An 11,754-nucleotide genomic window follows, 5' to 3' on the forward strand; every position below is an offset into this window, starting at 1 on the left:
GGGGGACGGGGGGCGCCGGCGTCAGCCCGGGTAGACCAGCGCCGAACCCTCCTTGAGGACCGTCTGCCAGTTGTCTCCGGGCAGCAGCTTCACTATTCCGTCGCCCTGTGTATCCGCCATCAGCGGCAACTGCTCGTCGTCCGCCGCGGCGATCGCCAGTACCTGGTTCACCCCGGGCAGCACGCCCGACGAGGGTGTCGAGCCGTCCGCCTGCACATAGCGGACCTGCTGCACGCCGCCCTGCTCCTTGCCGACCACCACGAGCCGGCTCCCGCCCGACCACGACATCGCGGTCACATCCGCCAGCTGCGGCGCGGCCTGGCGCAGGTCGACCACGGAAACCTGCTGCTTGTCGTGCGATCCCTGACGCTCGATCCGGCCGATCTTCAGCGTCGTATGGCCATCGCTCTTCAGCAGTAGCGCGATGCGCACCCCGTCGGAGGACAGCCGCAGTCCCTTGATCCGGCTGCCGTTCAGACTGGGCACCGTGACCTCCTGCGGCTTGCCCGCACCACCGGCCAGCCGCAGCAGCCTGGGATTGTCCGGGTCCCGGTCGGCGACCCAGAGGTCGCCCCTGCCGTCCCAGCTGGGCGCCGTCAGGCGGTCCCCGGAAGCGGCGGCCTTGCTCGTCACCGCAGGGGGCGGCAACTGGCCGTCCTCGGCGATGGAGGCCACGTAGAGCGCGTCGCCGTGCTGCGAGAGCGCCGCGGCCAACTGCTCGTCCCGGGCCACGCCGACCTCGCTCACCCGCACCTGCCCGGCCCCGAACGGCCCGGCCACCGGCTCCGGTTCCCCGCTGCCCCTGGTGCTCCCCGGAATGCGCTGCACATGCCCCTTGGCATCGACGAAGTACTGGCTGTCGGGCCCGCCCGACGAACGGTCGGGGGCGTACTCCTCGGCCTGATCCGACCCCAGCACGCACAACGGCGAACCGTCCGAGCGCTGCAGCTCCACCTGCTCGACCCGCGCCGATGTCAGGTCCCGGAGGGTGAAGAGCACCTGCGAGGCCATCATCCGGCAGGAGCGCTGACCGGCTCCGTCGGCCTTCTTGTTGAGCGGGACCTTCAGTACGTTGCGGTCGTCGGGCGTCAGCGAGGTGACGTCCTTCCGCAGGCCCGTCCCCGCGGGGAAGCGCGAAGTGACCACCGGCCGCAGCCAGTCGGTCGGGCCCCGCAGGAGACTGCGGACCGCCTGCGTCACGGTGTCCATCCCGGTGACGGGATCCGTCCGGTTACGTATGTAGACCGGGTCGGCGACCAGTGTGGACTCCGCCTCGGAGCGCCCGGTCGCGAAGTAGAACTTGTTGACGGAACGGTAGAGCCGCTTGAAGTCCGACTGCCCGAGCACCAGGCCGTCCGGCACGCTGTCGATGCGCCACTCCTTGCCGTCCGGCCCGTTCTGCCGCACCAGATGGAGGGTGCTCGTGTAGTCCGTCGGAGCGAGCGGCTGGTACGCGTTCTGCTCGTCGACCGTCGCCACCTTCTCGCCGGACAGCGTGTAGGTGACCTCGGTGGTGCTGCGGTCGCTCTCGTGGGCCGGCCGGTCGCTCCGGTTCGGCGCCTTGGCCAGCACGGTGGTGAGCGCACTCGGCTTCCAGCTCTTCGACAACCGCTGCGTGAGGTACTTGCGCGTCGTGCGGAAATCGGAGTCGTCGCTGGTCATCGACTCCAGGAAGCCGTCGACCACCTCGTTCGGCGGGGCACCGTCACGCGGTGCGACCGCGTACACCTGCACCTGGGAGTCGCCGGGCTGCGAGGCGTCCACGGCCTTGACGTCCCCGGTGACGGGCATGGAGCCGCACGCGGTGAGCAGCAGGGCGCCGCATCCCAGCAGCACGGTCAGCCCCGCCGCACGTCCACGGCCGCCCTGATCGCGGTCAGTGCCCACGAGTGGTGTCCTCCCGCCCCGGGCCCTGCCTCGGGGAGTCGTTGTCGCCGGGCCGCTCCTCGGAGTGCCGCGGCACCACCCGTGCGCCGCTTCCCGGCAGTGCAGCCGGGTGTACCGAGACCGGTGCGGGCCGGGCGGCCGCGGGGGCGCGCGCCGGTACCGGCAGCGGTGAGCGGTCCGTGCCCGCCGGCTGGGAGGGCACGGCCATCAGCCGGTGCTCGCTGCCCGTGGCCTGTACGGGGGCGGCGGCGGCCCGCTCCCGGCTCTCCCGGTTGCGCCGTGAGTCCTCGGGCTCCAGTGGTATCGGCGAACCGCGCAGCGGCTCGTCCGCCGTACGCGGCAGTGTCAGCCGGAACTGCGAGCCGCCACCGGGCTCGCCCCAGGCCTGCAGCCAGCCGCCGTGCAGCCGGGCGTCCTCGACGGCGATCGACAGCCCCAGACCGGTGCCGCCGGTCGTCCGGGCGCGGGCCGGGTCGGCCCGCCAGAAACGGTTGAACACCCGGGTCGCCTCGCCGGGCTTCAGTCCCACGCCGTAGTCGCGGACGGCGACCGCGACCGCTCCGCCGGCCACCCCCATCCGCACCACGACATCGCGGCCCTCACCGTGCTCGACGGCGTTGACGACCAGGTTGCGCAGGACCCTCTCGACCCGCCGCGCATCGGCCTCCGCTATCACCGGCTGCTCGTCACCGACCACCCGGATCCGGGTGCCCTTGCGCTCGGCCAGCGGCTCGGCGCCGCCGATCACCCGCCGTACGACCTGCCGCAGGTCTATCGGCTCGGCCTCCAGCGCCGCGGCTCCGGCGTCGAACCGGCTGATCTCCAGCAGATCGGAGAGCAGCGACTCGAACCGGTCGAGCTGATCACCGAGCAGTTCCGCGGAGCGAGCCGTGACGGGGTCGAAGTCGACGCGTGCCTCATGGATGACATCGGCAGCCATCCGTACCGTCGTCAGGGGCGTCCGCAGCTCGTGCGAGACGTCCGAGACGAACCGCCGCTGCATCCGCGAGAGCTCCTCCAACTGCTGGATCTTCAGCTGAAGGTTCTGCGCCATCTTGTTGAAGGCCTCACCGAGCCGGGCGATGTCGTCCTCGCCGGTGACCTTCATGCGTTCCTGGAGCCGGCCGGCGGAGAGCCGTTCGGCGATCCCGGCCGCCATGCGGACAGGTGTGACGACCTGGCGCACCACGAACCAGGCGATGGCCCCGAGCAGCACGACCACGAACAGACCCGCGGTGGCCAGGGTGCCCTTGACCAGGGTCAGGGACTTCTCCTCCTGCGTCAGCGGGAAGAGGTAGTAGAGCTGGTAGGGGTTGCGGTCGATGTCGTAGAGGCGCTTGCCCACGACGAGACCGGGCTGCGACTCCTGTCCGTTCGCGTAACGGATCAGGGAGTACGTCTGGAATGCTCCCGGGCCCTTGTTCACGGACTCGCGGAGGCTCTGCGGGATGCTCGCGGCCTCGACGCTGCCCGAGCCGCGCGGCGCGCGGGAGCCCTCGTCGGCGCTGAGCGCCACCACGTTGAAGGCGTTCTTCCCGCCACTGGCGAGCTGGTCGACGAGCTCGGTCCGCCAGGAGTTGTTGGCGGTCGTGCCGTCAGCGGCGTCGCCGCCCTGCCCGGTCGTAGGGGTGAGTGGTGCGTTCGCCTTCTCCTGGGCGGCCGCGAATCCGCCCGCGGCCTGTGTCTGGGCGGCCTTGCCCTTCGCGTCGAGCAGGCCGTTGCGCACCTGCCCGATCACGACCAGGCCGAGCAGCAGAACCACGCCGAGCGACATCAGCAGCGTGCCCGCGACGACCCGCAGCTGGAGGTTGCGCCGCCACAGCCGCACCGCGGGCAGCAGCGGACGCCGCACCCAGCGCATCAGCAATCGCGGCACCGGCCCGCCGGGCGCCCGGTCCTGGAACAACCGGCCGCCCCGCAGGAACCGCCAGAAAGGCGACGACGCAGGCCCTGAACCGGCAGCCCGCTCCGCACGGACTCCCGGCTCCCCGGGCTTCGGAGCAGCGCTACCCAGGGACATGTCAGCTCGGTCCGGCCTTGTAACCGACACCTCGGACGGTCACCACGATCTCCGGCCGCTCCGGGTCCTTCTCGACCTTGGAGCGGAGGCGCTGAACATGCACGTTCACCAGACGGGTGTCAGCGGCGTGGCGATATCCCCACACCTGCTCCAGCAGTACCTCACGGGTGAAGACCTGCCACGGCTTACGGGCGAGCGCGACCAGCAGGTCGAACTCCAGCGGGGTCAGGGCGATGGACTGCCCGTCCCGCTTCACCGAGTGCCCGGCCACATCTATGACCAGATCGCCGATGGTCAGCTGCTCCGGCGCCGGCTCCTCGGACCTCCGCAAACGTGCCCTGATCCGGGCAACCAACTCCTTAGGTTTGAACGGCTTGACGATGTAGTCGTCGGCCCCGGACTCCAGGCCCACCACCACGTCAACCGTGTCGCTCTTGGCAGTGAGCATGACGATCGGCACACCTGACTCGGCCCTGATCAGCCTGCAGACCTCGATGCCGTCCCTACCGGGCAGCATGAGATCCAGCAGAACCAGGTCCGGCTTTGCCTCACGAAATGCAGCAAGTGCCTTGTCGCCGTCCGCTACGAACGACGGCTCGAACCCCTCACCACGCAGCACAATGCCGAGCATCTCGGCCAGTGCGGTGTCGTCGTCGACGACAAGGACGCGTCCCTTCATAATCGACATCATCCCATTAGCTAATCGTTATCTGCGATGACCTGGCACACAGCTCTGCCAGTCCGACTCCTGTGACCGGGGAGATTACGCCCTCCTCCGTGACGATCGCCGTGACCAGCTCCGGCGGTGTGATGTCGAAGGCGGGGTTGTACGCCTGGGATCCCAGCGGCGCCACGATGACGCCACCCGTTTCCCGGCCAACTGCCCCTACCTGCGGAAATGTGACCTCCGTCACTTCCCTTGCGGGTCTCTGCTCCACGGTGATCGCCGCCCCGTCCGCGGTGTCCAGATCCACGGTCGTGGTCGGGGCCACCACGATGAACGGTACGTGGTGATACTTCGCGAGCACCGCCAGCGGATAACTCCCCACCTTGTTGGCCACGGATCCGTCCGCCGCGATGCGGTCCGCCCCGATGAGTACGGCATCCACCTCCCCGGCGGCGAACAGCGACCCCGCCGCGTTGTCCGTGAGCAGGCTGTACGTCATGCCACTGCGCGCCGCCTCGTACGCGGTCAGCCTGGCCCCCTGGAGCAACGGACGGGTCTCGTCCACCCACAGCCGCCTCAGCCGGCCCGCCCGGTGCGCACCGAGCGCCACCGCGAAGGCGGTGCCCTCGCCTCCCGAGACGAGCGCGCCGGTGTTGCAGTGGGTCAGCAGCTGATGCCCGCCGTCGGGCAGCAGCTCGTCCAGGAGGGCGAGCCCGAACCGCGCCATGCGCCCGCTGGCCACGGCGTCCTCCCGGTGCAGGGCCCTGGCCTCTGCCAGCGTCTCCGCCGCCGCCCGCTCCGGACCCTCCCCCTTGTCGACCGCCGCCCGGTACACCCCGGCGGCCCGCCGCACGCCGTAGCCGAGGTTCACCGCGGTGGGCCGCGCCCGTTCCAGCAGCCCTGCGGCCACCTCCACGTCCTGACCCCGTACCGCGGCGAGAGCCACGCCGTAGGCCCCCGCGATACCCAGCAGAGGTGCTCCCCGCACCGCCAGCGTCCGGATCGCCTCCACCAGCGCGGGCACATCGGCACACACCAGCTCGGCCTCTTCCGCCGGCAACCTCGTCTGGTCGAGAAGCACCAGCACAGGGCCTTCCGGCGGCTCGTCCCAGCGAAGTACGGGAAGCGCCGAGGGGGCGATGCCCACCGGCGGTTGCGCGTCCTGATCAGCCATCCGCCCAGTCTGCCCGGTGAGCCGCCCACAAATGAAGGGTCGAAGGAGATAGAGCGCCAGGCCCGGACGGGTGCAACGCGTGGCACGATGGCTGGCAACCTGACGCCCCGATGAGCGGACAGGACCGTTAAGGAGCGAGAATGAACGACACTCCGGGCTGGGCCTCGCCCGGATCTGCCCCCTCCGACGGCCAGGAGGCGGGTATCCCCCGGCCTTCCGAGCCTGTCGACGGCAGCGGACCTGCGGGAAACTGGTCTCCCACGCAGCCGCCCGCAGGGCAGTGGTCCCCGCCGAGCAGTTCCGGTCCCGGCCCCGGCGCACCGCCTCCCGCCCCCGGCTGGGGCGGCCGGCCCCAGGGGCCCGGCTGGGGACGGCCCGACGCGGCACGGCCCGGCGTCATCCCGCTCCGGCCCCTGGGCGTCGGCGAGATCCTGGACGGCGCCGTATCCACCATGCGCGACCACTGGCGCACGGTCCTCGGCATCACACTCACCGTCTCCGTGATCGTCCAGACCGCGATCATCCTCGTGGACCGCTATCTGCTGCCCGATCCCCCGTCGATCGACGCGAACGCCACGGGCTCGGAGGCTCTGCGCCAGGCAGCCGACTCGCTCCAGTCCAGCCTGCTGAACACTGCCCCGCCCCTGCTCATCACGATGCTCGCCACGATCTTCACCACAGGGGTGCTGGCCGTGGTGATCAGCCGCTCGGTGCTCGGCCGCCCCGTCACCCTCTCCGACACGTGGGCCGAGGCCCGGCCTCGGTTGCTCCCGCTGCTGGGCCTGACCCTGCTGCTGGGTGTCATGGCCGTGGGCATCATGGCCGTCGGGCTCCTGCCCGGCTTCCTGCTCGGCGACACGGCAGGTGTCGGGCTCGCCTTCCTCGGGCTTCTCGCCGCGTGTGTCGTGCTGGTCTGGCTGATGGTCCGCTTCTGCCTCGCCTCCCCCGCACTGATGCTGGAGCGGCAGTCGATCACCGCCTCGATGCGACGCTCCGCCAAGCTGATCCGGGGCGCATGGTGGCGGACCTTCGGAATCCTGGCGCTCACCTGGCTGCTGACACTCATCGTGACCCTGGTCATCGGGATCCCGTTCGGCATCATCGCGGTGGTCGCGGACGGCGGCGGCCTGGACGCCTTCCTCACCGAGGGCGCCAACAGTTTCGGCTGGTCGTTCCTGATCATCTCCGGCATCGGAGACGTGGTCATCGCAACGATCACCTACCCCCTCTTCGCGGGTGTCATGGCGCTGCTCTACGTGGACCAGCGCATCCGGCGCGAGGCACTCGACCTCGAACTCGCCAGGGCAGCCGGTCTGCCGGGTTACGACAACAGGAGCTGACGACGTGTCGGGGGTGGGCGGCACGGCGGCGGCGCGGCTGCTGGTCCGGGCGAGCGGCGACATACCCGTGGACACCCCACGGGTGCCCGCCCGCGAGGCGGCACGGCACGAACTGTCCAAACCGATGTACCACGAGAACGACCCGAACCTCCTCCAACGTGCCCTCGACCACCTGTGGCAGTGGATCGGCGATCTCCTCTCGTCGGCCTCCGGCGTCGCCCCCGGCGGCCCGGCCGGGCTGGTCGTACTGGTACTGGTCGTTCTCGCTCTGGTCGCCGCGCTCTGGTGGCGGCTGGGCACCCCGCAGCGCGGCCCCGGACCGTCGGACGCCCTCTTCGAGAGCGGCCCCCACAGTGCCGCGGAGCACCGCAGAGCCGCCGAGACACACGCCGCCGCCGGCCGCTGGAACCAGGCGGTCCAGGAACGGATGCGGGCCATCGTCCGCTCCCTCGAGGAACGCGCCCTGCTGGACCCACGCCCCGGCCGCACCGCCGATGAAGCCGCGGCGGAAGCCGGCCACCCCCTCCCCGCGCACGCCACGCGACTGCTCGCGGCGGCCCGGCAGTTCGACGACGTCACATACGGTGGCCGCACCGCCGACGAACAGGCATACCTGACCCTGCTCGCCCTGGACGTGGAGGTCGGGTCCACCAGGCCCGAGCTGACCGGCGCCGTCAGGGGAGCCGCCGGATGACCGCGGTCACCGCCCCTTCCTCCTCGGCCGCCCCGACCCCCCGTCAGGTCTGGAACCGCATACGCGGACTGCTGCTCGCCGTCCTCGTGCTCGTGGCCGCCGGAGTCGCCCTGGCGGCCACCCACTCCGGCGACCGGCACGGACGTCTCGACCCTCGTTCCTCGGACCGCTACGGCAGCCGGGCCGTCGCCGAACTCCTCAAGGACCGTGGCGTCTCCGTCCGTGTCGTCACCACGCTCCAGGACGCCACATCCGCCGTCGGCCCCGACACGACACTCCTCGTCGCCGCGCCCAACCTGCTGACGCCGGGCCAGCAGAACACGCTCCGCGCGGCAACCACCGGGACCGCGGGCCGGACCGTACTCCTCGCAGCGGGTCCTCCCTCCGTGGGCACACTGGCCCCCGGTATCCGGGCAGAGTCCCCCGCCCCGGTGACCACTCGTGCCCCGCGGTGCTCCTTGGACGCGGCCCGGCAGGCCGGCGCCGTCGAGGCGGGCGGCTTCCGCTACTCCTCGGACAGCCTCGACACCGTCGCCTGCTACCCGGCCGACGGCCTTCCCTCCCTGCTGCTCCTCCGGCAGCCGGCCGCGGGGGACACCGTCCTCCTCGGTTCTCCGGACATCCTGTACAACGACCGTCTGGACAAGCAGGGCAACGCCTCGCTGGCCCTTCAACTCCTCGGTTCCCACTCGCATCTGGTCTGGTACCTCCCCTCGCTTACCGACAGCTCCGCCTCGACCAGCGGCGGAGGCGATGACGGCGGTGCGGATGACGAGAGCGCGGGCGGCGAGAGCAGCTTCATCGACCTGATCCCCCCGGGCTGGCTGTGGGGCACCCTGCAACTCGCACTCGCCGCCGTACTTGCCGCTGTCTGGCGGGCGCGTCGGCTGGGCCCCGTGATCGCCGAACGGCTGCCCGTGGCCATCCGCGCCTCCGAGTCCACCGAGGGCCGTGCCCGCCTCCACCGCAAGACCAACGCCCGCGACCGGGCCGCCGACTCGCTGCGCCACGCCTCCCGCACCCGTATCGCCCCTCTCGTCGGCGTCTCCCCACGGGATGCCCACTCCCCCGCCGCACTCCTGCCCGCCGTCTCCGCGCGCCTGGGCACGACCGACAGCGGCCTCCAAGAACTGATCTTCGGCTCGGCTCCTTCCGACGACGCCGCACTCGTCCTTCTGGCAGACCAACTCGACTCCCTCGAAAGGGAGGTTCGTACCTCATGACCGCCCCGCCCCCCGTTCCCGCCGGGACAGCCGAGACCATCAGGAACGACGACACGGCCCGCGCCTCCCTGGAAGCGCTGCGTTCCGAAATCGCCAAGGCCGTCGTCGGACAGGACCCGGCAGTCACCGGACTCGTCGTCGCACTGCTCTGCCGAGGTCACGTCCTGCTCGAAGGCGTCCCGGGCGTGGCCAAGACCCTCCTGGTCCGGGCCCTCGCGGCATCACTCGAACTCGACACCAAGCGCGTCCAGTTCACCCCCGACCTGATGCCCAGTGACGTCACCGGGTCCCTCGTCTACGACGCCCGCACCGCAGAGTTCTCCTTCCAGCCGGGACCGGTCTTCACCAACCTGCTGCTCGCCGACGAGATCAACCGAACTCCTCCCAAAACCCAGTCCTCCCTTCTGGAGGCGATGGAGGAGCGCCAGGTCACCGTTGACGGAACCCCGCGTCTCCTCCCCGACCCCTTCCTGGTCGCGGCCACCCAGAACCCGGTCGAGTACGAGGGCACATACCCGCTCCCCGAGGCCCAGTTGGACCGCTTCCTCCTCAAGCTGACGGTGCCTCTTCCGTCCCGTGAGGACGAGATCGACGTCCTGACCCGCCATGCCGACGGCTTCAACCCCCGTGATCTCAAGGCAGCGGGCATACGTCCGGTCGCAGGACCGGCCGACCTGGAAGCCGCTCGCACCGCTGTTGCCACGACCAGCGTCTCCCCCGAGATCGCCGGCTACGTCGTAGATATCTGTCGTGCCACGCGTGATTCCCCCTCGCTCTCCCTCGGGGTCTCCCCCCGAGGTGCCACTGCACTGCTCTCCACCGCCCGCGCATGGGCCTGGCTCACGGGCCGCGACTACGTGATTCCTGACGACGTGAAAGCACTGGCCCTCCCCGCACTCCGCCACCGCGTCCAGCTGCGGCCCGAGGCGGAGATGGAAGGTGTCACCCCCGACTCCGTCATCACCGCAGTCCTCGCCCAAGTCCCCGTACCCCGATGAGGCGGTGAATCGTGGCCCTCACCGGACGCACCGCGCTGCTCGCCGCTCTGGGGTCACTCCCTGTAGGCATCCTGGCCCCGAGCTGGACGGGCATGCTCGCGGTCAACGCCCCGCTGTCTCTAGCAATTCTGTGCGACTATGCCCTGGCTGCGCCAGTGCGCCCGCTCCAGTTCACCCGATCTGGTGATACAACCGTTCGACTCGGTGACGCCGCGGAAGTGCAACTCACCGTAGTCAATCGTTCCCGCCGCCGCCTGCGGGCACACCTCCGTGACGCCTGGCCTCCCAGCAGTTGGCGACCTGGCACGGAACAGTCCGCGTCTCGCCACAAACTGGTGGTCCCGCCCGGCGAACGCCGCCGCGTCACCACGTTGCTGCACCCCAGCCGCCGTGGTGACCGACGGGCCGAGCAGGTCACCGTCCGCTCGTACGGCCCGCTGGGTCTCGTGGCGCGCCAGGGCAGTCATCAAGTGCCCTGGACGGTCCGGGTCCTGCCGCCTTTCACCAGTCGCAAGCACCTGCCGTCCCGTCTCGCCAGGCTGCGAGAACTCGACGGCCGCACCAGTGTCCTGACCCGCGGCGAAGGTACGGAGTTCGACAGTCTCCGTACCTACGTCCCGGGCGACGACACCCGCTCGATCGACTGGCGTGCGACCGCCCGGCAGTCTGCCGTCGCCGTGCGAACGTGGCGCCCCGAGCGCGACCGTCACATCCTCGTCGTCCTCGATACGGGCCGTACCTCGGCGGGGCGGGTCGGTGACGTCCCTCGTCTCGATGCGGCGATGGACGCTGCCCTGCTCCTGACCGCTCTCGCCACCCGGGCCGGCGATCGCGTGGATCTGCTCGCCTACGACCGCCGTGTTCGCGCTCGCGTTCAGCGCCGGGCGGCCGGGGAAGTCCTGTCGGCCATGGTCGACGCGATGGCGCCGCTCGAACCGGAGCTTGTGGAAACGGATGCGCGTGGCCTCAGTGCCACGGCTCTGGCCAGCGCCCCTCGCCGCTCCTTGATCGTGCTTCTCACCAGTCTCGACGCAGCCCCCGTCGAGGAGGGCCTGCTGCCTGTCCTGTCCCGCCTGACCCAGCGGCACACCGTGCTGCTGGCGGCCGTCAGCGACCCGCACATCGAGGAGATGGCCAGTGCGAGGGGCACAGTGGACGCGATCTACGAGGCGGCTGCCGGAGCCCAGGCCAAGGCCCGGCGGCGTCAAACGGCGGACCGGCTCCAGCGCCGCGGCGTAGTTGTCGTCGACGCCACTCCCGACACCCTCGCGCCGGCGCTCGCCGACGCCTACCTGGCTCTCAAGGCAGCAGGCCGTCTGTAGCGAGGCTGCGGCCGCACCTGATCGGATCAGGCGGGCACGTAAGGAAGGACGGGCGGAAGGACGGACAGACGTGACCCTCGTGTATCCGTTCAAGCCCTTTCTGGTCGGGAACGCAGAAAAGCCCCGTGCCACAAGGGCACGGGGCTTAACTATAAAAGGAGTTCGGCGGCGTCCTACTCTCCCACAGGGTCCCCCCTGCAGTACCATCGGCGCTGAAAGGCTTAGCTTCCGGGTTCGGAATGTAACCGGGCGTTTCCCTAACGCAATGACCACCGAAACACTATGAAATTAACCAACACCGGAACACAACACGGCCGTTCGTTATTTCAGAACTAACACAGTGGACGCGAGCAACTGAGGACAAGCCCTCGGCCTATTAGTACCAGTCAGCTCCACCCGTTACCGGGCTTCCACATCTGGCCTATCAAC

General features: G+C 70.3%; 9 protein-coding genes and 2 rRNA genes. 5 read left to right on the forward strand and 6 right to left on the reverse strand.

Going from position 1 to position 11,754, the window contains the following annotated elements:
• Positions 1-21: 21 nt before the first annotated feature.
• The 4 genes from ACIO3R_RS03630 to mtnA all read right to left on the reverse strand — a co-directional run bounded on the left by ACIO3R_RS03630 (position 22) and on the right by mtnA (position 5,748).
• Positions 22-1,791, reverse strand: a complete 1,770-nt coding sequence (locus ACIO3R_RS03630; protein ID WP_385037755.1) for an LpqB family beta-propeller domain-containing protein — start codon at positions 1,789-1,791, stop codon at positions 22-24.
• An 85-nt stretch (positions 1,792-1,876) separates the two neighbouring features.
• Positions 1,877-3,907 carry an MtrAB system histidine kinase MtrB gene (gene mtrB / locus ACIO3R_RS03635; protein ID WP_385037736.1) on the reverse strand — a complete coding sequence of 677 codons (2,031 nt, stop codon included), beginning with the start codon at positions 3,905-3,907 and terminating at the stop codon, positions 1,877-1,879.
• Between the two features lies 1 nt (position 3,908).
• Positions 3,909-4,598: a two-component system response regulator MtrA gene (gene mtrA, locus ACIO3R_RS03640; protein ID WP_187740742.1), complete on the reverse strand. Its 690-nt coding sequence runs from the start codon at positions 4,596-4,598 to the stop codon at positions 3,909-3,911.
• 4 nt (positions 4,599-4,602) lie between these two features.
• On the reverse strand, positions 4,603-5,748 hold the full coding sequence (gene mtnA / locus ACIO3R_RS03645) for an S-methyl-5-thioribose-1-phosphate isomerase (protein ID WP_385037731.1): 1,146 nt from the start codon (positions 5,746-5,748) through the stop codon (positions 4,603-4,605).
• A 140-nt stretch (positions 5,749-5,888) separates the two neighbouring features.
• Here mtnA and ACIO3R_RS03650 point away from each other — a divergent pair, with 140 nt between their 5' ends.
• From ACIO3R_RS03650 to ACIO3R_RS03670, 5 genes are read left to right on the forward strand one after another with little or no spacing between them, the layout of a single operon-like run.
• Entirely contained in the window at positions 5,889-7,088 is a 1,200-nt protein-coding gene (locus tag ACIO3R_RS03650; protein ID WP_402102903.1) for a glycerophosphoryl diester phosphodiesterase membrane domain-containing protein, read from the forward strand.
• A 4-nt stretch (positions 7,089-7,092) separates the two neighbouring features.
• On the forward strand, positions 7,093-7,782 hold the full coding sequence (locus ACIO3R_RS03655) for a DUF4129 domain-containing protein (protein WP_402102906.1): 690 nt from the start codon (positions 7,093-7,095) through the stop codon (positions 7,780-7,782).
• Positions 7,779-9,005 carry a DUF4350 domain-containing protein gene (locus ACIO3R_RS03660; protein WP_402102908.1) on the forward strand — a complete coding sequence of 409 codons (1,227 nt, stop codon included), beginning with the start codon at positions 7,779-7,781 and terminating at the stop codon, positions 9,003-9,005. The genes ACIO3R_RS03655 and ACIO3R_RS03660 overlap by 4 nt, the downstream gene beginning before the upstream one ends.
• Complete coding sequence (locus ACIO3R_RS03665) at positions 9,002-10,003, forward strand: AAA family ATPase (protein WP_385037721.1); 1,002 nt, start codon at positions 9,002-9,004, stop codon at positions 10,001-10,003. Before ACIO3R_RS03660 ends, ACIO3R_RS03665 begins: the two co-directional genes overlap by 4 nt.
• 11 nt (positions 10,004-10,014) lie before the next feature.
• Positions 10,015-11,325 carry a DUF58 domain-containing protein gene (locus ACIO3R_RS03670; protein WP_385037718.1) on the forward strand — a complete coding sequence of 437 codons (1,311 nt, stop codon included), beginning with the start codon at positions 10,015-10,017 and terminating at the stop codon, positions 11,323-11,325.
• Positions 11,326-11,485: 160 nt separating this feature from the next.
• Here ACIO3R_RS03670 and rrf read toward each other — a convergent pair.
• Both rrf and ACIO3R_RS03680 read right to left on the reverse strand, forming a co-directional pair.
• A 5S ribosomal RNA gene (gene rrf / locus ACIO3R_RS03675) occupies positions 11,486-11,602 on the reverse strand.
• Positions 11,603-11,681: 79 nt separating this feature from the next.
• Positions 11,682-11,754: ribosomal RNA gene (locus ACIO3R_RS03680) — 23S ribosomal RNA — on the reverse strand; the annotation flags it as partial.

The sequence above is a fragment of the Streptomyces sp. NPDC087428 genome (assembly GCF_044744085.1).
In the GTDB taxonomy this organism is placed as follows: Bacteria; Actinomycetota; Actinomycetes; order Streptomycetales; family Streptomycetaceae; genus Streptomyces.